Here is an 18,630-nt window from a genome sequence, read left to right as displayed (position 1 = left end):
TTGCGCAGGTCCGGCGCGATGCCGCCGGAGATGGCCTCCAGGCCGTGGCAGCGGGCGCAGTTCTGGTTGTAGGCCGAGGAGCCGATCTTGATGGCCGTGTCGTTGCCGCGGAACGGGTTCTGGTCGCGCCAGCCGTCGCCCAGCGAAGGCAGCTCATGCGTGTCCACGGCCTGCGGCGTGACGTCGCCGTGAGCCAGGGCGGCACCAGCCAGCATCACGCCGGCCAGCAGCGCCGTCAGGCGCGAGGAAAAACGGAGTGCGGAACGCGCGGGCATGGTTGTCTCCTGAGTTGTGACATCGAACGGGCCGGACTTTTGCAAGGCCTATGCCACGAAAGCCGAAACGTGCGTTTTGGCATTCAGGAAACGGTAAGGATGCGGGTAAGCCGGGTGGACAGTGCCCGGGGATTGCTACAGCATTGCGCCCGCGTTTGAGCATTTGCTCAAGAATGAAACAATGCTGCAGCCACCTGGGACACAGCTCCGCGGTGGCGCAGCCCCATGAACGGACGTGCCCTGAAGGCGCGCCACGGAGACGAAGCACCCATGTCGATCCACCGCAGCAGCATTGCGGCGCCGGCCGAAGGCACGGCGGCCCATGTCGACCTGATCAAGCAGTCGCACGAGCGCTGCGCGGCACTGGGTCTGACGCGCATCGAACGGCCGGACTACGAGCCGCTCATGCGCAGCGACCTCAACGACGCCCGCGAGCGCAACCGCAAGCTGTTCGCGCATGCGGCGCCGGTGATGGAGCTGCTGCTGGAGCAGATCGCGGGCACGCAAAGCATGATCGTGCTGTGCGACGCGCACGGGACCATCCTGCACAGCGTCGGGGACGAGGAGTTCCTCACGCGCGCGGGCAAGGTGGCGCTGTCGCCGGGCGTGAACTGGGCCGAGCACTCCAAGGGCACCAACGCCATCGGCACGGCGCTGTTCGCCGAGCGGCCCACCCTCGTGCATGCCGACGAGCACTTCATGCACGCCAACCAGTTCCTCACCTGCTCGGCCGCGCCCATCTTCGACCCGCGCGGCAACATGCTGGGCGTGCTCGACGTCAGCGCCGACCAGCGCACCTATCACCAGCACACCATGGGGCTGGTGCGCATGTCGGCGCGCATGATCGAGAACCACTGGCTCAACGACCACTGCGCCAACCGGTTGCGGCTGCACTTCCACAGCCGCCCCGAGTTCATCGGCACGCTGCTCGAAGGCATCGTGGTGGTGGGCGCGGACGGCAAGCTCGTGGGCGCCAACCGCAGCGCGCTGGACCAGCTGGGCATCTCCGGCGTGGCGCTGCGCAACCAGACGCTGTCCACGCTCTTCGGCACCACCGTCGCCGCCGTGGTGGACCACTTCCGCAGCCCGCTGGCGCTGCCCATGAAGCTGATGCTGCCCGACGGGCGCCAGTTCCTGGCCAACGCCCGCATGGACTGGGCGTCGCTGGCCTTCGCCGCCGTGCCGGCCGGCGCGCCGGCGCTGGAGATCCCGGCGGCCCCGGCCACCGCGCAGGGCCTGGCGCCCCAGGCGCCGGCGTTTGCGGACGCAACCATCCCGGCACCCCCGCCCGGTGCGCTGCCCACGGGCTTGGCCTACCTGCAGACCGGCGATCCGCAGATCGAGGTCGTGGTGCAGAAGGCGCGGCGCATCATCAACCGCGACATCCCGCTGCTGATCCTGGGCGAGACCGGCACCGGCAAGGAGCTGCTCGCGCACGCGGTGCACCAGGAGTCCAACCGCGCCAAGCAGCCCTTCGTGGCCGTCAACTGCGCCAGCATTCCCGAGTCGCTGATCGAGGCCGAGCTCTTCGGCTACGAGGAAGGCGCCTTCACCGGCGCGCGGCGCAAGGGCGCCACCGGCCGCATCGTGCAGGCCAACGGCGGCACGCTGTTCCTCGACGAGATCGGCGACATGCCGCTGCCGCTGCAGGCGCGGCTGCTGCGCGTGCTGCAGGAGCGCTGCGTCACGCCGCTGGGCAGCGGCAAGTCCATCGCGGTGGACATCGCCGTCATCGGCGCCACGCACCGCAACCTGCGCGAGATGATCCAGCGCGGCGAGTTCCGGGAGGATCTGTACTACCGCCTCAACGGCCTGGTGCTGCGGCTGCCGCCGCTGCGTGAGCGCAGCGACCTGCCCGTGGTGGCGCAGCGCATCCTGGCCAACGAATGCCCGCAGGGTGCGCCGCGCATCAGCGCCGATGTGATGGCGCTGTTCCAGCACTGCGACTGGCCGGGCAACATCCGCCAGCTCGCCAACGTGCTGCGCACCGCCGCCGTCATGGCCGCGGGCGAGCCGCAGATCACGCAGGCCCACCTCTCGGACGACTTCCTGGAAGACGTGCGCCGGCTGGCCCAGCAGCAGGCCGCGGCGGCCCACGCCGCCATGGCCCAGCCGCAGGCCGCCGTCGCGCCCGCCGCGCTGTCCATGCCGTTGCCACCGGGCGGCGCCGCGGCCCCTTTCGGTGCGGCCTTCGCCCCCGCGACGGCGGTGCCGCCCAGCATGGCCGCGGCCTATGGCGCCGCAGTGGGCGTGCCGCAGCCCGGCCCGGCCGGCTTCATGCCCCCGGCGGCGCCGCCCGCGCCCAGCGCCCGCACGCTGCACGAGCAGGAGATCGCCATGATCCAGGCCGCCCTCGATGCCGCCGGCGGCAACATCTCCGAGGCCTCCAAGCGCCTGGGCATCAGCCGCAACACCATCTACCGCAAGCTGCGCTGGAACCGCCAGGACGGTGACGCCACTTGAGCAGTCACCGGGTTTGCACTGTGTCAGTCTGAAACGGAACTGCTGCCACCTGGCACGATCTTGTTAACTCGGCGAACTTTTTAGGCTATTAACCGTTGCAAAAGCCACCGGCACGGCTTTTGCGAAACGGCATCAAAACCCCACCCAGACCGCCCTGGCGGCGGTCCAGGACGATCAGGAGACTTTCCGTGCCGATTCACCTTCGTTGCGCCGCGCTGGCCCGCCGCGCCGCTGCATGATGAAACTGCTGCTGCTCGGTGCCGAGGGCAGCGCCGCGCGAGCCGCCGCGCTGTCCGACGGCAGCCGCTGGGTGCTGCTCAATGCCCCGGCTGACCTGGAGCGCCAGCTCCAGCGCCATCCCCAACTGCAGGCTCAGCCGCTGGCCGGCGTGGTGCTCATGGATGCGCAGATGGACCACGTCGAGGGCCTGCTGGGCCTGCGCGACGGCCCGCCGGTGGAGCTCTACGCCACGCCGGCCGTGTTCGAGTCGCTGACCACCGAGCTGCCGCTGCTGCAGGTGGTGGACCGCTGCTGCGGCGTGCACTGGCACCTGCTGCCCGTGGCCGGCGACAGCGCCGCGGCGCCCTTTCGCATCGACGGCCTGCCCGGGCTGCGCTTCACGGCCTTCGCCGCCGGCGACGAACACTCGCCCGGCGGCTCGCTGGCGCTGGAAGTCGAAGACCTGCGCGACGGCCGCCGCCTGCTGTACTGGCCCGGGCCGCGTCCCCTGCCCGCCAACCACGGCGCCGACTGCCTGCTGCTGGGCGACTCCGGCGCGGCGCAGCCGGGCGAGAACAGCGCGCGGCGCGTGCTGCTGCACCCGGCCGCCCAGTTGCCCGAACCCGCGCCGGGCCATGCCGCGCTGGAGCACGCCTTTGACGGCATGGAGATCGAGCTGTGAGCAGCGTGCCCCTGCCAACCCCGGCGCCGCAGACCCTGCCGGCCGATGCGGGCGCCCCGCCCCGGCTGCGCCTGGCCGGGCTGCACAAGCGCTACGGCGAGCGCGTGGCGCTCAAGTCGCTGGACCTGCAGCTCGCGCCGCGCAGCTACGTCGCGCTGCTGGGTCCTAACGGCGCCGGCAAGTCCACCCTGTTCCAGCTGCTCACGGGGCTGTTCGCGCCCGATGCGGGCGAGGTGGAGATCGACGGGCTGTCGCTGCGCCGCAGCACGCGCCAGGCACTGGCGCGCATCGGCGTGGTGTTCCAGCAGATGTCGCTGGACCTGGACTTGAGCGTGCGCCGCAACCTGCAGTTCCACGCCCAGCTGCACGGCCTGCCCGCGGCGCTGGCGCGCCAGCGCATCGAGGAAGCGGCTGAAACCTTCGGCCTGAGCAAGGACCTGCCCCGCGCGGTGCGCGAGCTCTCCGGCGGTAACCGGCGCAAGGTGGAGCTGGCGCGCGCGCTGCTGCACCGCCCCGCCCTGCTGCTGATGGACGAGCCCACCGTGGGGCTGGACCCGAAGTCGCGCCGCGACCTGCTCGCGGCCATCCGCGCCGACGTCGCCGCGCGCGACAGCACCGTGCTGTGGGCCACGCACCTGGTCGAGGAGGCGCAGGCCGCCGACCGCGTGCTGGTGCTGCACAAGGGCGTGCTGCTGGCCGACGGCACGCCCGACGCGGTGACGCAGCAGCTCGGCGGCGGCACGCTGGAGGAAGCCTTCGTCAAAGCCACCGCCTGACAAGGGCACATGCCACGGCGCGGCAGGCGCGCCCGCCATGGCGTGACAACATGCGACGCGCACGCAGATGCGCGCGCAACTGATCACAGGAGACAAGCCTTGAAGAAGACGCTGTTGGCCAGCCTGCTGGCGCTGTCGGGCCTTGCGGCCTCGGCCCAGACCGTCTGGGTGTCGAGCGAGAAGGACCATGCGCTGACGCTGGTGGACCTCAAGACGCAGGCCGTGGCCGGCGTCATCGAGACCTGCAAGCGCCCGCGCCACATGCAGCTCGCGCCGGGCGGAAAGCGCCTCTACGTGGCCTGTGGCGATTCCAGCCAGGCCGACATCATCGACGTGGCCACGCGCAAGTCCGTGGGCCGCATCCCGCTGGGCGACGACCCCGAGGCCTTCGACTTCTCGGCCGACGGCAAGGCGCTGTACGTCTCGGCCGAGGACGAGGGCGAGATGCAGATGCTGGACGCCGCCACCGGCAAGAAGCTGGCCGCCGTGCCCGTGGGCAAGGAGCCCGAAGGCGTGAAGACCTCGCCGGACGGCAAGCTGGTGTACGTGACCTCCGAGGTCGCGAACATGGTGCACGTCATCGACGCGGCCAGCGGCAAGCTGCTCAAGAACGTCGCCGTGGGCAAGCGCCCGCGGCGCATGGCCTTCACGCCCGACGGCGCGCAGCTGTGGGTGAGCAACGAGCTCGGCGCCAGCCTGAGCGTGATCTCCACCAAGGACCACACGGTGCTCGCCACCGTGCCGCTGGAGCTCAAGGGCGCGCGCGCCGAGGACATCACGCCCGTGGGCGTGGCCATGGCGCGCGACGGCAAGACGCTCTTCGTCGCCATGGGCCGCGCCAACCACGTGGGCTTCGTGGACGTGGCCAGCCGCAAGCTGGTCAAGACCGTGCTGGTGGGCAAGCGCGCCTGGCACGTGGCGACGAACAAGGACGACAGCCAGCTCGTGGTCACCAACGGCCTGAGCGACGACATCACGATCGTCGACGTGGGCGCGGGCAAGGCGCTCAAGAGCGTGCCCGTGGGCCGCGTGCCCTACATGTCGGTGATCCTGGAATGAGGTTGTCGATGCAACTTCGCCCCCTGTCCGCAGCGCTGCTGCTGGCCGCCGCCGGCGCCGCGCAGGCCGTGCCCTACAAGGTGACGCTGCTGGTGCGCGCCGACGACCCGCGCCTGGAGCGCAGCCGCGTCGAGCGCGCCTACCTGGGCCATCCGGGCGGCCCCGCGAGCGACGGCCTGGGCGTCGCCATCAAGGAAGCCACCTTCGAGCTCGACGCCGCGGGCACCTCGCTCGTGGTGGAGACCGTGCCGGTGGCCGATGCGGCGGCCGCGCGCGCCGCGGCGCAGAAGGCCGAGAAGGCCGGCGCCGCCGTGCTGCTGACCGACCTGGATGTCGCCGCCACGCTGGCCGTGGCCGACGTCGTGCAGCGCCCGGTGCTCAACCTGGGCGCCGCCGACGACCGGCTGCGCGAGGCCGACTGCCGCCCGCGCCTGCTGCACCTGGCGCCCAGCGAGCGCATGCGCGCCGATGCCCTGGCGCAGACGCTGTCCGCGCGCAAGTGGCCGCAGGTGCTGCTGCTCACCGGGCCCACGCCGCTGGATGCCGAGCGCGCCGCGGTGGCGCAGGCCGCCATCAAGCGCTACGGGCTCAAGCTGGTGGGCACGAAGCCCTTCAAGCTCTCGGCCGACCCGCGCGAGCGCAACCTGGCCAACCCGCTGCTGCTCACCGGCGGCACCAGCTACGACGCGGTGTGGGTGGTGGACAGCGACGGCGAGTTCGCCCGCTCGCTGCCCTACCGCACCGCGCTGCCGCGCCCGGTGGTGGGCGACGCGGGCCTGGTGGCGGTGGCGTGGCATGCGCAGTTCGAGCGCTTCGGCGCGCCGCAGGTCTCGCGCCGCTTCATGAAGGCCGCCAGCCGGCCCATGACGGCCGCCGACTGGTCGTCCTGGATGGCGGGCAAGGCCCTGGTGGCCGCCGCCACGGCCGCGCCCAAGGGCCCGCTGGCCAACTTCGAGAAGGCGCTGCTGCAAGGCAGCGTGGACGGCTCCAAGGGCGTGGTGATGAGCTTCCGTCCCTGGGACGGCCAGCTGCGCCAGCCGCTGCTGCTCACCGACGGCCAGGGCGTGATCTCCACCGCGCCGGTCGAAGGCGTGCTCCATCCCAAGAACGCGCTCGACACCCTGGGCGCCGATGCGCCGGAGAAGCTGTGCAAAGCCCCTCGACCCTGACCCCCGCCCGCGAACGCTTGGGCGTGATCGCGCACGCGCTGCTGGCCATGCGCGCCATCGTCTGGCGCGAACTGCTGAAGTTCTCGCAGCAGTCCGGCCGCCTGGTGTCGGCGCTGGTGCGGCCGCTGCTGTGGCTGGCGGTGTTCGCCGCGGGCTTCCGCAACGTCTTCGGCATGGCCATCGCCGAGCCCTACGACACCTACACGCCCTACGAAGTCTACATCGCGCCGGGCCTGGTGGGCATGGTGCTGCTGTTCAACGGCATGCAGTCCAGCCTGGCGATGGTCTACGACCGTGAGATGGGCCTGATGCGGCTGCTGCTGACCGCCCCGCTGCCGCGGCCGTGGATCCTGCTGTCCAAGCTCATGGCCACCGCCGTGCTGTCGCTGGCGCAGGCCGCGGCCTTCGTCATCGTCGCGGCGCTGCTGGGCACCGACCTGCCGGTGCTGGAGCACCTGCCCGGCGTGCTGCTGGCGGCGGTGTGCGGCGCGCTGATGCTGGGCGCGCTGGGGCTGCTGCTGTCGGTGCACATCAAGCAGCTGGAAAACTTCGCCGGGACGATGAACTTCGTCATCTTCCCGATGTACTTCATGTCCACCGCGCTCTATCCGCTGTGGAAGCTGGAGGAGTCGGGCGCCAACTGGGTGTACCAGATCGCGCGCTTCAACCCGTTCACGCACGCGGTGGAGTGGATGCGCTTCGCGCTCTACGGCAAGGACCCGGGCGTCTCGCCCTGGATCGTGCTGGGCACGCTGGCGCTGTGCTTCCTCGTCGCGAGCTGGGGCTACGACCCGCAGCGCGGCTTCGGCGCGCTGACCAAGCGCGGCTGAGAGGGCGCGATGAAGATGCTCCCGTCCCTGGCCGCGATCACGCCGCGGCGCGCCCACGGCAAGTCCGACGCCGCGCCGGTGGAGCCCCTGGCCCTCGAGTGGCTCACCCTGGCCGGGCTGCTGGGCTTCGCCACCTGGCTGCTGGGCGTGCGCGGCGTGTGGGGCCTGCTGCTGTCGGCCGACCCGACCGGGCTGACGCTGGTGATCATCGTCATCTTCTTCACCGCGTCGCTATGGTGCGGCACGCGCACGCGCGTGCTGCAGCGCGAGCGCGCGGCTCTGGCGCAGGGAACGCACGGCGCGGGCTGGGCTGCGGAGTACCTGCAGGCGCTGCGCGCGCGGCCCCAGGACGGCGGTGCACCCATGGACCTGCTGCTGGAGCGCACGCACGGCCCGCACGGCACCGCGTGGTGGGTCAACGGCATCCAGCTCAAGCTGGGGCTGCTGGGCAAGGTGATCGGCTTCTCGATCCTGGCGCTGCAGATCGGCAAGCTGCAGAGCTTCGACCCGACGCAGTCGCAGGAGCTGCTGCGCCAGCTCACCACGGGCCTGGGCGTGGCGCTGCTCACGACCATGGTGGGGCTGGTGGGCAACATCCTGCTGGGCCTGCAGCTCACGCGGCTGGACCGCTACGCCGACGTGCTGGTGGCCGACATCCAGCGCGCCGGGCTGCGCCTGGACGCCGGCAAGGAGTGAGCAAGCGATGCGCAGGCGCCGCACGACCCGCGAGGCCGAGGTCGATCCCTTCTATGACATGTTGTTCAACATGCTCATCGCCTTCGTGTTCTGCTTCATCGTGGCGCTGCTGGCGATGAACCCGAAGGCGCTCAAGACGGGCGACATCCCCGCCAAGGCCGAGTTCATCATCAACGTGTCCTGGCCCGACATGGACCCCAACGACCTCGACACCTGGGTGCAGGATCCCGCCGGCGAGCTGGTGTGGTTCCGCACCCGCGAGGCCGGGCTGATGCACCTGGACCGCGACGACCGCGGCCTGACCAACGACATGGTGGTGATCAACGGCAAGCAGGTGGTCAACCCGTTGAATCAGGAAGTCGTCACGCTGCGCGGCATCGAGCCGGGCGAGTTCACGGTCAACGTGCACTACTACGAGACCAAGAACGGCAAGCCGGTGGAGGCCACCGTCTCCGTCATCAAGGTCAATCCCCGCGCCGACGTGGTGTTCTACGGACAGGTCCAGCTGGCCCGCAAGGGCGACGAGGCCACGGCTGTCCGCTTCACGGTGCTGCCCGACGGCAACGTCACCAACGTCAGCACGCTTCCCAAATCGCTGGTGCAACGGCTATGACCCTCGCCCTGATCCTCTCTCTCGTGATGCTGGTGCTGCTGTGCACGCTGGCGCTGGTGTGGTCGCGCTGGCCGGCCTGGCTCAAGGGCCTGCTGGTGGTGGGCGTGACGGTCTTCTACTTCTTCGCCGACGACACGGCGCACGGCTTGGCGGGCTGGCCCAACGCCGACCCGCTGCCGGAGAAGTTCGTGCTGCTCGCGGCGGTGATCGAGGAGCCGGGCAAGACCAATCCCGGCGCGCTCTACGTCTGGGTCAACGCGCTGGAGAACGGCAAGCCCGCGCGCCAGCCGCGCGCCTACAAGCTGCCCTACGCCAAGGACCTGCACGCGCTGCTGGACGAGGGCATGAAGAAGACGCGCCAGGGCGTGAGCCAGGTCGGCACCGCCGAGCCGCGCGCGGGCAAGGGCGGGGTGTCGTGGCTGCGCCCGGGCAGCGACGAGCAGCGCATCACCATCCGCGACCTGCCCGCGCCGCAGCTGCCGGAGAAGTAATGCGCGCGCACCCCCTGCTCCTTCCGGCACTGGCCGCCGCCACGGCGCTGCTGGCCGGCTGCGGCGCCAAGGCGCCGGGCGCGGAGCTGTTCCCGCTCGAATCGGGCCACCGCTGGACCTACGAGCTGCGCACCGACTGGGAAGACCAGCGCGTGGAGCGCGAGCAGCGCAGCTTCGAGTCGCTGGGCAGCGACGGCTCGCTCTCCGACGGCGCGGCCTTCCTGCGCCGCAGCGACGCGGGCATGGACTACTGGCTGCGCGCCGACGACAGCGGCGTCTTCCGCGTCGCCAGCCGCAGCCTGGTGCAGGCCGAGCCCGAGCGCGACGAGGCGCGGCGCTACGTGCTCAAGGCGCCGCTGGCGGTGGGCACGCAGTGGGCGGCACCCACCATCACGTACCTGCTGCAGCGCCGGCAGGGCTTTCCGGCCGAGGTGCGCCACAGCGCGCCGGCGGTGCCCATGAACTACGTCATCGAGGCGCTGGGACAAGCCGTGGACACGCGCGCGGGGCACTTCGAAGGCTGCCTGCGCGTCAAGGGCACGGCGGCGCTGAAGCTGTTTGCCGATCCGGTCAGCGGCTGGCGTGACCTGCCACTGCTGACCACCGAGTGGTATTGCCCCAACGTGGGGCTGGTGAAGCTGCAGCGCCAGGAGCTCGCGGGCTCACCCATGTTGCTCGGCGGCACCCTGACCATGGAGCTGTTGTCATGGCAATGAGACAAGACCTGCTGGGGCGCCGCGGCGCGCTGCGGCGCATCGCCGGCACGCTGCTGGCACCCATGGCCGGCGCTGCCAGTGCCACCGTGCTCGCGCAGCCCGCCGACCGCTTCCCCAGCCGCCCGGTGACGCTGTGGGTGCCCTGGGCCGCGGGCGGCGCCACCGACCTGACCATGCGGCTGCTGGCCGAGATCGCCGGGCGCCACCTGGGACAGAAGGTGCTGATCGAGAACCGCGGCGGCGCCGGCGGCACGCTGGTCATGCCGGTGCTGCAGCAGGCCGCGCCCGACGGCTACACCATCGCGCAGATGCCGCAGCCGGTCTTCCGCGCGCCGTGGGTGCAGAAGCTGGCCTGGGACCCGATCCGCGACACCACGCCCATCATCCAGATCAGCGGCGTGACCTTCGGCATCGTGGTGCCCGCAACCAGCCCGTTGCGTTCGCTGGATGACCTGTTCGCCTGGGCCCAGGCGCACCCGGGCGAGCTCACGGTGGCCACCAACGGCACCGGCACCACGCCGCACCTGGTGATGGACGAGCTCTTCGGCCGCCGCAACATCCAGTGGGTGCACGTGCCCTACAAGGGCGTGGCGGAGCAGATGATCGCCGTGTCTTCGGGCCAGCTCATGGCGGGCGTGACCTCCAACGGCTTCGCGCCCTTCGTGGACAGCGGCAAGCTGCGCCTGCTGGCCACCTTGGGCGAGCACCGCACCAAGCGCTGGCCGCAGGTACCGACACTCAAGGAGCTGGGCCACGGCATCGTGGCCATGTCACCGTACGGGCTGGCCGGTCCGCGCGGGCTGCCGCGCACGGTGGTGACCACGCTGCACGACGCCTTCAAGGCCGCGATGTTCGACCCGCAGCATGTGGCCGAGCTGGCCAAGTACGACCAGGAGCTGGCCTACCTGGGACCTGAGGACTACGCGCGCAGCATGCGCGAGACCTACGCCGCCGAGCGGCGCGCGGTGGAGAAGCTGGGGCTGGCCAAGGGCAACAGCTGAGCCCGTCGCTCCGCTGCTGCCTGCAACCACCCTGCAGCTTTCAGCTGTGGCGCCGGATGAAGGCGATGCCCAGCAGCGCAGCGCCCAGCAGCGGCAGAGTGCCGGGTTCAGGAACCGGATTGCCGGTGACCACGTTCAGCACCACGCGGGTGTCGGCATCGAAGGACAAGCCCTGCCAGTTCAGGGCGATGGTGTCGGCGGTGAAGCTCAGGCGGCTTGCATCCAGGCCGATCATGTTGGTGGCCGCGTCGAAGGTCACCGAGGTGAAGTTGTCGATCGTGCCGAAGATGTCCGTCAGCACCCAGCCGCTGAAGGCTGCCGGGCCGAAGATCGAGTTGTGGCTGAACTCGACAATGATCTGGTTGGCCGTGACGTCCAGGCTGCCGATGGCGTCGGTGAGGGTGTAGAACTCCTCGCCAGGGCCCACGATGAAATTGCTGTTGACGTCGGGCGTACCTGCATAGGGCGAGCCCAGGGTCGGGTAGTAGTACTGGTAGTTGAGAACGCTACCCATCAGTGGCGCCGCCACCGCACTGCCTACCGCCGACCCCGCCAAGACGGCAGCTGCGATCAACTTCTTCACGATTTCTCCCTCTGCCCAATGAGCTCAAGTTACGAAATCGTGCTTATTTCACGACCTCTTGCACACCGCTCGGATAGGGACCGCCCGGATAAGGGTGAACCGCAGTTCCGCGCGGCTCACAGGTCGTAAGCCACGACGCCGATCACCACCCCGTTGCGCCAGCGACCATCGTCCTGCTGGCGCTGCACGCTCAGGTCCAGCGCCAGGCGGTCGCGGCGCAGCCAGTGGCGAATGCCCGCGTGCAGCAGGTGCTTGCCCGGCTGCCAGATCGCCTCGCTGAAGCCCCAGGTGCGCCCTGCCAGCCGCCGCTCCAGCCCGGCGGCGAGGAAGCCCTGGCCGCCGCCCGCGGGCTGGCGCTGCCAGCCCAGGTTGAAGTGCGCGAGGCCCTGCTCTTCCCACAGCGACACGCTCAGCGGCAGCTGCACCAGCAGGCCGCGGCGCGCGCGCCGGCCCGGCGGCTCGTCAGGCTCCGCGGCGCTTTCGCCGCCTTCCAGGCGTTCGCGCGTGAGCCCCAGCATCACGCTCAGCCCGGCACCCCAGCCGTCGCGCTCGATGTCGTTGAAGAGGTGCTTGAACTCCAGCTCGGCCTCGCGGGCGTGCTCACCGCCGCCGAAACGTTCGACGGTCCACTCCAGTTCCATGGAGGTGGCGCGCGTGAAGCCGTATTCGAGCCCGAACTGCAGCGCGTTGTCCGCGCCGGTACGGATCAGGCGTCCGCCCAGCATCCAGGACTGCTCGTCGTCCTCCATCGCCGCGGTGCGCAGCACGAGGTAGGGCCGGTCCGTGGCGCGCGCGGGCAGCGCCGAAAAACAAAAAACCAGGGCCGCGCACAGCGCCAGCCCTGGCTGAAAGCCAGGCCATCGTGTCATCGCTGACAGCTTAGCCCGGCCACCCCGGTTTGCTCGCGATTTACTTCGTGAGCTTGAACACCCAGACGGAACCACCCTGCTCCAGGTAGTTCACGCGCTTGGCCACGTCACCACCCCACAGCGGCACCGCGCCGCCCCAGCCGGAGACCACGGCCACGTACTGCTCACCCTTGTCTTCCCAGGTCACCGGGGGCGCAACCACGCCGGAGCCGGTCTGGAACTTCCACAGCACCTTGCCGGTCTTGGCGTCGGCGGCCTGCAGGAAGCCCTCAGGCGTGCCCCACCACACCAGGTTGCCGCCGGTGGTCAGCACACCGCCCCACAGCGGCGCGTTGTTCTTGACTTCCCAGGCGATCTTGCCGGTCTTGGGATCGATGGCGCGCAGCGCGCCGACGTAATCCTCGTTGAGCGTCTTGATCGTGAAGCCGGCGCCCAGGTAGGCCGCGCCCTTCTTGTAGGTGATGGGCTCGTTCCAGATGTCCATGCCCCACTCGTTGGCCGGGACGTAGAACAGCTTCGTCTCGGGCGAGTACGCCATCGGCATCTGGTTCTTGCCACCCAGGAAGCCCGGCGCGGCGAACACGGTCTGGCCCTTCTTGCCGTCGGCGCTGGCGGTCGGGTCGCCCGGGCGGTTCTCGGGCACGTAGTTGGGACGGCCCGTCTTCAGGTCGATGCCGGTGGCCCAGGTGATCTTCTTGACGAAGGGGAAGGCGTTGACCAGCTGGCCGGTCTTGGCGTCGTTGACGTAGAAGAAGCCGTTGCGGTCGGCCTTGCCGCCCAGGATGCGGCCGCCGTCATCGAAGGTCACGAACTCGTTGACGCCGTCGAAGTCCCAGCCGTCGTTGGGCGTGTTCTGGTAGTGCCACTTGATCTGGCCGGTCTTGACGTCGATGGCCACCGTCGAGCACGAGAACAGGTTGTCGCCCTTGCGCAGGTTGGAGTTCCACGGCGCCGGGTTGCCGGTGCCGAAGTAGGCCAGGCCCGTGCGCGGGTCGTAGGTGCCGCCCAGCCAGGTGGCGGCGCCGCCGGTCTGCCACAGGTCGCCCGGCCAGCTCTTGCCTTGCGTGCCGGAGATGCCGTTCTCGGTCTGCTTGCCGTCCTTGTCGTACTTGTAGCCCATGTGGCCTTCGACGGTCGGACGGCTCCACACCAGCTGGCCCGTCCTCGGGTCACGCGCCTCGACGCGGCCCACCACGCCGAATTCGCCGCCGGAGACGCCCGTCAGCAGCAGGCCCTCGGCGATCAGCGGCGCGGCGGAAGCGGAGTAGCCGGCCTTGTAGTCCTCGATCTTTTCCTTCCACACCACATCGCCGGTCTTCTGGTTCAGCGCGACAAGCTGCGCATCCAGCGTGGCGAAGATCACCAGGTTGTCGTAGAGCGCGGCGCCGCGGTTGATCACGTCGCAGCAGGGCATGATCCCTTCGGGCAGGCGGTGCTCGTACTTCCACAGCTTCTGGCCGGTCTTGGCGTCCAGCGCGTAGATGCGCGAGTACGAGCCCGTGACGAACATCACGCCGTCATGGATCACCGGCTGCGACTCCTGGCCGCGCTGCTTCTCGCCACCGAAGGAGAAGGACCACACCGGCACCAGCTTGCCGACGGTGGAGGTGTTGATCTGCTTGAGCGGCGAGTAACGCTGGCCTTGCGTGCCAATGCCCCAGGACAGCACGTCCCCGGTGGTCTTGGCGTCGTCCAGGATCATCTTGTCGGTCACGACGGCCTGGGCAGCCATCGAGCCCATGGCCAGGGCGACCATCGTGGTGATCATCTTGAAGCGCATGTTGTCTCCTTCGTGAGTGGATGCGGTGTTCGACCGGTTTGTGCGGCCGCTGCGCGGGGACACCTTGCGCAACAAGCGTGCCACCGCCGCGAACCGCTTTAGAGCCGCTCCAGAAGCCGTTTCGGCCTCCGCAAAGCACCCTTGTAGTCAGGGTTTCTCCGCAATTTGTCCCAGCTTTTCACACGTCGCGCGCGCCTTGGTGTCACAGGCCGGCCGCAACGCCTCCTGCTCGTAGCGCGGGTACAGGTGCACGACGTTGCGGGTGTACTCGGTGGCGCGCGCGCCCCAGCCCTGGAACTCCTCGGGCAGCGGGCTGCGCAGCAGCTCCGTCATCTCCAGTCCCTGCGCCGCGGCGCGCTGCAGCGTGCCTTCGAGCCAGCCCAGGTAGCGCTGCGTCATGGCCACGCCCTGCGCGTCGGCGCGCACCGGCCCGTGGCTGGGCACCAGCGCCTTCAGGCCCGGCGCCCCCTGGGCCGCCGGTTGCGCCGGCAACGCGGCCTGCAGCGCCCGCAGGCTCTGCTGCCACTGCGGCAGCCGCGCGTGCGGCGTGGTGGGAATGCGCTGCACGAACACCAGCCCGCCGGCGAAGACCACCCCGCTGGCGCGGTCCACCAGCACCAGGTCGCTGTCGGTGTGACCCTGGTACTCGCGCAGCTCGATCTCGCGCCCGCCCATGCGCAGCACGCCCGGCGCCACGTCGGCATCGGGCAGCAGCGCCTGCGTGCCCTTCATCCAGTCGCCACAGAGGCGGTAGAGGTTGTCCTCGTAGGCCTTGGCCTCGCGCGCCATGCCCGCGCGCGTGGTTGGGGTGGCCACGCGCGGCACGTCGGCGAAGGCCTGGTTGCCCAGGAAATAGTCGGGATGCAGGTTCAGGTGGATCACCTGCTTCACCGGCTCGCCGGCGGTGCGCTCGATGAGCGCGCGCAGCTGCTGCCCGTACTTCAGCGAGGGCCCGGTGTTGATCACCAGCACGCCCGCGCCCGTGGCGATGAAGCCGGTGTTGATGATGTTGCAGCCGTTGGCAGGATCGAAATCGGCGTTGGCGCCCTCCACCACCCACACCCCCGGCGCCAGCGCGCGGGCCTGCAGGTTGTAGTCGAGGCGGGCCGCGTCGGCCTGGCCGGCGATGCCCGGGGACGCAACGGCTGCCAGCGCCAGCGCGGCGGCAGCGCACAGGAGACGAAGGTGCTTCATGGCAGCAGGCGGCGGCCGACGGCCGCGTCGAAACGGTTGCCGTTGTTGTCGCTGCCGCGCACGCGCAGCGCCCCCTGCGTCCGGCCGGGCAGCTCGAAGCTCAGCACCGGGTTCTCGCTCAGCGGCTCGTGGCCGTTGAAGAGCAGCAGCTCGCGCCCGGCCTCGTCCAGCACCGCCAGGCGGTTGATGTAGAAGGCCGGCACGCCGGCCACCAGCCCGGTGTCCATCGGGTGCATCACGCGCAGCCGCAGCCGCGTGGCCTGCGCGTCCAGCGGGCTCTCGAACAGCGCGCCGCTGACCTGCCCCAGCGTGCTGGCCCAGCTGCCGTCCGAGCGCGTGGCGCCCGGCACGGTGCAGCCGCCGCCGGTGGATTCCACCCAGGTGCCGCCCACGTGCCACACGCCGTCGCCAGTGCGCACCGCGGCGCGCACGGGGCTGGCCTGTTCGAGCTTGAAGCGGAAGCTCAGCGCCGGCAGCGCCAGCTGCGGCTGGAAGTCCAGCACCTTGCGGATCGGGTTGCGGTCCACCAGCACCACGATCTGCTTCACGTCGCGCAGCCCCAGCGCCGACACGCTCACCGGCACCGCCATCGGGTCCTCGGCGAAGGCCGGGCCGCGCACCTGCACGCGCTCGTCGAACACCACCGGCGCCTGTCCCAGGAACTCGCGCCGGATGTCCTCCCATTGGGAGGAGCCCAGCGGGTCCTTGTCTCCTTGCGCCAGCACCGCCAGCGGCGCAGCCAGCCAAGCCAGCGCCCCGCCCATCACATGACGTCTTTTCATGGGATTGACTGTGCCGCGCGGCGGGTGGCGACCGCCATTCCGGGTCTACCCGGGAGTTGCTCCAGGGTGGAGCAAGGGCGTGCGCGAGGCTGATGCCCGGACCGGAGCAGGACGCGGCGGTTTGCGCTGCGTCAGATCCGGGCCGGGGCCGGGTATCAGAACCCGCCGTACACCCGCACCCCCAGCAGGAAGCTGCGCGGCGCGCCGGTCTCGAAGTAGCGGCCGTTGCCCTCGTTGACGATCACGCTGCCGGCGTAGACCTTGTCGGCGAGGTTGTCCACGCGCGCGAGCAGCTCCACCTTGCGCCCGCCGGCCAGCGGCCAGCTCTTGATCCAGCGCAGGTTCGTGATCACGTAGCCGGGCGCGAAGTCGTTGTTGAGGTCGTTGACCGCGGTGCGCCCCAGCGCCCGCGCCTCCAGCGCCCACTCGCCCAGGCCCGCGTTGCGCCAGGCCACCTCGCCAAAGGCGCTGGTGCGCTGGGTGCCGGCGATGCGGTTGCCCACGAAGGCACCGTCGCGGTAGCTGGCATCCAGGTACGTCATGCCCAGTTGCGTACGCCAAGCGGCTTGCGGCTGCCAGGTGGTGGAGAGCTCCGCGCCCTGGCGCCGGGTGTGGCCCACGTTCTTGTAGCTGGAGCGGCCGCCGCTGTTGGTGTCCACGCCGATCTCGTTGTCCACGTTGGCCCGGAACAGCGCCGCGTCCATGCCCCAGGCGCCTTCGCGCCACTTGGCGCCCAGCTCGAACTGGCGGCTGCTCTGCGGCTGCAGCGCGGTGTTGAAGCCCGCCCCCACCCCGCCGGAGCGGTAGGCCAGCTCGGTCAGCGTGGGCGACTCGAAGCCGCGCGCCGCGCTGGCATGCAGCTGCAGGGCCGGCAGCGCCTGCCAGCGCAGGCCGAGCACGGGGTTGGTGTAGTTGAACTTCAGGTCGCCCGAATCGTCGGGGTTGCCGGTGCGGACGTAGAAGTCGCGGGTGCTGAGCTTGATCTCGCCGCTGCGCACCCCGGCGCTGGCGTTGAGGGTGGAGGCCAGCTTCCAGTCCAGCTGCGCGTAGGCGTCGCGCGTGGTGGCGCGATTGCGCTCGTCGCGGCGCTGAATGCCCGAGACGCCCAGCGCCGTGGGCGCGGCCGCGGTGCCGGTGAAATTCTCGAAGCCGCGCCGATCATCGCCCTGGGTTTCGTAGGCCACGCCGGTGAGCAGGTCCACGTCCTCCCAGCTCCAGCGCAGCCGCGCATCGATGCCCCGGTACTCGCGGTCGAAGTCCACCACGCCGCCGCTGTGGGTGGGAGCGCCCTGGACGTTGAGCGGGATCGACTGCCACTGCGTGACGCTACGCCGGCCGGAGTAGGCCGCCACCTGGCTCTCGCGCAGCACCCCGTCGCCGAAGCTGTGCTTCCAGCTCACGCCCACCTGGGTCTGCTCGGCGTCCTTGCGGGTGTTGAACACCTGCGCCACGGGCACGCTGGGGCTGCCCGGGGGGCTGGTGCGCACCTGGCCTTGCGTGGTGCCGTAGGGGTTGGCGTTGAACTCCGCGCGCGTGAGCCCCAGCGGGTCCTGCGCCGGCTGGCTGAAGTAGCCGGCCTGCACGATCACGCGGTCGCTCTCGCCCTGCCAGCCCAGCCGCGCATTGAAGGTGTGGCGCTTGGCTTCCATCTGCGGCCGGAAGCCGTCGTACTCCATGGTGGAGCCGCTCAGGCGCAGGTCGAAGCCGCCGCCCAGCGGCGCCTCCACGCTGCCGCGCAGCTGGCGCAGGCCGTCGCTGCCCATGTCCAGCGCCACCTCGCCCTGGCGCTCGCGCACCGGCGAGCTGAAGGCGGCGATCACGCCGCCGGAGCTGTTGCCGTAGAGCACCGAGAAGGGCCCGCGCAACACCTCGATGCGCGAGGCGCCGGCGAGGTCGAAGTGCGACACCTGCCCCTGCCCGTCGGGCATGGTGGCGGGGATGCCGTCGCTGTACAGCCGCAGGCCGCGCACGCCGAAGGTGGCGCGCGCGCCGAAGCCGCGCGAGCTGACCTGCAGGTCCTGCGCGTAGTTGTTGCGGTTGTTGACGATCAGGCCCGGCACGCGCGAGAGCGCCTCGGACAGGTTGATCATCGGCCCGGCCGCGCGCAGCTCCTCGCGCCCGATGACGCCGATGGCGTAGGGCACCTCGGCCGCGACGCGCTCGCGCACCGAGCCCGTCACCACCACCTGTTGCGTCGCGCCCTGCCCGGCCGCGGCGCCCTCCTGCGCCAGCGCGCCCAGCGACGCCAGCGCCGCCGCGCAAGCCAGCACACACGGACGCAGTCGGGGGGTCGGCGGGAAAACTCGGATGTTCATTGTTGTGGAAAGCGGATCTGAAAACGCAGGCCAGGATCAGACCCAACAGCGCCTCACGTGCCAAGGGGGCACAAACCCCTGTTGTCGCTGCGCCGCGATGGAGCAGGTGCCCCCGCT

Annotated in this window: 18 protein-coding genes; 11 read left to right on the top strand and 7 right to left on the bottom strand. The window is 70.5% G+C overall.

Annotated features, from left to right (window positions below; all coding sequences use genetic code 11):
* On the bottom strand, positions 1 to 275 hold a 275-nt coding region (pedF, locus tag H537_RS46240; RefSeq protein WP_043460657.1), incomplete at its 3' end, for a cytochrome c-550 PedF.
* A gap of 270 nt (positions 276 to 545) precedes the next feature.
* On the opposite strand from pedF, the gene H537_RS0129350 reads away from it, so the two are divergent.
* The 11 genes from H537_RS0129350 (at position 546) to H537_RS0129300 (ending at position 10,990) form a co-directional block, all read left to right on the top strand.
* Positions 546 to 2,738, top strand: a complete 2,193-nt coding sequence (locus tag H537_RS0129350) for a sigma-54-dependent Fis family transcriptional regulator (protein WP_238446846.1) — start codon at positions 546 to 548, stop codon at positions 2,736 to 2,738.
* Positions 2,739 to 2,976: 238 nt separating this feature from the next.
* Entirely contained in the window at positions 2,977 to 3,639 is a 663-nt protein-coding gene (locus H537_RS46235; RefSeq protein ID WP_169517112.1) for an MBL fold metallo-hydrolase, read from the top strand.
* A 5-nt stretch (positions 3,640 to 3,644) separates the two neighbouring features.
* Positions 3,645 to 4,415: a lanthanide ABC transporter ATP-binding protein PedB/LutE gene (locus H537_RS0129340; protein ID WP_375136343.1), complete on the top strand. Its 771-nt coding sequence runs from the start codon at positions 3,645 to 3,647 to the stop codon at positions 4,413 to 4,415.
* A 99-nt stretch (positions 4,416 to 4,514) separates the two neighbouring features.
* Complete coding sequence (locus tag H537_RS0129335) at positions 4,515 to 5,474, top strand: PQQ-dependent catabolism-associated beta-propeller protein (protein WP_029000712.1); 960 nt, start codon at positions 4,515 to 4,517, stop codon at positions 5,472 to 5,474.
* A gap of 8 nt (positions 5,475 to 5,482) precedes the next feature.
* Positions 5,483 to 6,643, top strand: coding sequence for a type 1 periplasmic-binding domain-containing protein (locus H537_RS0129330; RefSeq protein ID WP_043460586.1), 1,161 nt, complete (start codon positions 5,483 to 5,485; stop codon positions 6,641 to 6,643).
* Positions 6,644 to 6,690: 47 nt separating this feature from the next.
* On the top strand, positions 6,691 to 7,473 hold the full coding sequence (locus tag H537_RS0129325; protein ID WP_043460648.1) for a lanthanide ABC transporter permease protein PedC: 783 nt from the start codon (positions 6,691 to 6,693) through the stop codon (positions 7,471 to 7,473).
* Between the two features lie 9 nt (positions 7,474 to 7,482).
* A complete protein-coding gene (locus H537_RS0129320; protein WP_238446845.1) occupies positions 7,483 to 8,169 on the top strand; it encodes a MotA/TolQ/ExbB proton channel family protein in 687 nt (228 codons plus the stop codon).
* Between the two features lie 7 nt (positions 8,170 to 8,176).
* Positions 8,177 to 8,782 (top strand): DUF2135 domain-containing protein, encoded by a 606-nt coding sequence (locus H537_RS0129315; RefSeq protein WP_029000708.1) that lies wholly within the window; start codon positions 8,177 to 8,179, stop codon positions 8,780 to 8,782.
* Entirely contained in the window at positions 8,779 to 9,273 is a 495-nt protein-coding gene (locus H537_RS0129310; protein ID WP_029000707.1) for a hypothetical protein, read from the top strand. The genes H537_RS0129315 and H537_RS0129310 overlap by 4 nt, the downstream gene beginning before the upstream one ends.
* Positions 9,273 to 9,989 carry a hypothetical protein gene (locus H537_RS0129305; RefSeq protein WP_051243543.1) on the top strand — a complete coding sequence of 239 codons (717 nt, stop codon included), beginning with the start codon at positions 9,273 to 9,275 and terminating at the stop codon, positions 9,987 to 9,989. Before H537_RS0129310 ends, H537_RS0129305 begins: the two co-directional genes overlap by 1 nt.
* The gene (locus tag H537_RS0129300; protein WP_029000705.1) at positions 9,980 to 10,990 is read left to right on the top strand and encodes a tripartite tricarboxylate transporter substrate binding protein; all 1,011 of its coding nucleotides are present in this window, start codon (positions 9,980 to 9,982) and stop codon (positions 10,988 to 10,990) included. The genes H537_RS0129305 and H537_RS0129300 overlap by 10 nt, the downstream gene beginning before the upstream one ends.
* A gap of 40 nt (positions 10,991 to 11,030) precedes the next feature.
* Here the strand turns inward: H537_RS0129300 and H537_RS0129295 are convergent, their stop codons facing one another.
* The 6 genes from H537_RS0129295 to H537_RS0129270 form a co-directional block, all read right to left on the bottom strand.
* Entirely contained in the window at positions 11,031 to 11,573 is a 543-nt protein-coding gene (locus H537_RS0129295) for a PEP-CTERM sorting domain-containing protein (RefSeq protein WP_043460582.1), read from the bottom strand.
* 116 nt (positions 11,574 to 11,689) lie between these two features.
* Positions 11,690 to 12,442 (bottom strand): hypothetical protein, encoded by a 753-nt coding sequence (locus tag H537_RS0129290; RefSeq protein ID WP_029000703.1) that lies wholly within the window; start codon positions 12,440 to 12,442, stop codon positions 11,690 to 11,692.
* A 40-nt stretch (positions 12,443 to 12,482) separates the two neighbouring features.
* Positions 12,483 to 14,222, bottom strand: a complete 1,740-nt coding sequence (locus H537_RS0129285) for a PQQ-dependent methanol/ethanol family dehydrogenase (RefSeq protein ID WP_029000702.1) — start codon at positions 14,220 to 14,222, stop codon at positions 12,483 to 12,485.
* Between the two features lie 147 nt (positions 14,223 to 14,369).
* Entirely contained in the window at positions 14,370 to 15,416 is a 1,047-nt protein-coding gene (locus H537_RS46230; RefSeq protein ID WP_064736070.1) for a quinoprotein relay system zinc metallohydrolase 1, read from the bottom strand.
* Positions 15,413 to 16,198, bottom strand: coding sequence for a quinoprotein dehydrogenase-associated SoxYZ-like carrier (locus tag H537_RS0129275; protein ID WP_029000701.1), 786 nt, complete (start codon positions 16,196 to 16,198; stop codon positions 15,413 to 15,415). The genes H537_RS46230 and H537_RS0129275 overlap by 4 nt, the downstream gene beginning before the upstream one ends.
* 155 nt (positions 16,199 to 16,353) lie before the next feature.
* Entirely contained in the window at positions 16,354 to 18,468 is a 2,115-nt protein-coding gene (locus H537_RS0129270) for a TonB-dependent receptor family protein (RefSeq protein WP_238446844.1), read from the bottom strand.
* Positions 18,469 to 18,630 lie beyond the last annotated feature (162 nt).

The organism is Azohydromonas australica DSM 1124 (assembly GCF_000430725.1).
GTDB classification, from domain to species: domain Bacteria; phylum Pseudomonadota; class Gammaproteobacteria; order Burkholderiales; family Burkholderiaceae_C; genus Azohydromonas; species Azohydromonas australica.
The sequence above is the reverse complement of the archived record's forward strand: the minus strand, read 5'-3'. Positions and strand labels throughout refer to the sequence as shown.

Excerpts from the sequence above, each read along its gene's own strand:
- H537_RS0129350 (WP_238446846.1), top strand. The coding sequence starts at position 546 with ATGTCGATCCACCGCAGCAGCATTGCGGCGCCGGCCGAAGGCACGGCG.
- H537_RS46235 (WP_169517112.1), top strand. The coding sequence starts at position 2,977 with ATGAAACTGCTGCTGCTCGGTGCCGAGGGCAGCGCCGCGCGAGCCGCC.
- H537_RS0129330 (WP_043460586.1), top strand. The coding sequence starts at position 5,483 with ATGCAACTTCGCCCCCTGTCCGCAGCGCTGCTGCTGGCCGCCGCCGGC.
- H537_RS0129325 (WP_043460648.1), top strand. The coding sequence starts at position 6,691 with ATGCGCGCCATCGTCTGGCGCGAACTGCTGAAGTTCTCGCAGCAGTCC.
- H537_RS0129320 (WP_238446845.1), top strand. The coding sequence starts at position 7,483 with ATGAAGATGCTCCCGTCCCTGGCCGCGATCACGCCGCGGCGCGCCCAC.
- H537_RS0129315 (WP_029000708.1), top strand. The coding sequence starts at position 8,177 with ATGCGCAGGCGCCGCACGACCCGCGAGGCCGAGGTCGATCCCTTCTAT.
- H537_RS0129310 (WP_029000707.1), top strand. The coding sequence starts at position 8,779 with ATGACCCTCGCCCTGATCCTCTCTCTCGTGATGCTGGTGCTGCTGTGC.
- H537_RS0129305 (WP_051243543.1), top strand. The coding sequence starts at position 9,273 with ATGCGCGCGCACCCCCTGCTCCTTCCGGCACTGGCCGCCGCCACGGCG.
- H537_RS0129300 (WP_029000705.1), top strand. The coding sequence starts at position 9,980 with ATGGCAATGAGACAAGACCTGCTGGGGCGCCGCGGCGCGCTGCGGCGC.
- H537_RS0129290 (WP_029000703.1), bottom strand. The coding sequence starts at position 12,442 with ATGACACGATGGCCTGGCTTTCAGCCAGGGCTGGCGCTGTGCGCGGCC.
- H537_RS0129285 (WP_029000702.1), bottom strand. The coding sequence starts at position 14,222 with ATGCGCTTCAAGATGATCACCACGATGGTCGCCCTGGCCATGGGCTCG.
- H537_RS46230 (WP_064736070.1), bottom strand. The coding sequence starts at position 15,416 with ATGAAGCACCTTCGTCTCCTGTGCGCTGCCGCCGCGCTGGCGCTGGCA.
- H537_RS0129275 (WP_029000701.1), bottom strand. The coding sequence starts at position 16,198 with ATGAAAAGACGTCATGTGATGGGCGGGGCGCTGGCTTGGCTGGCTGCG.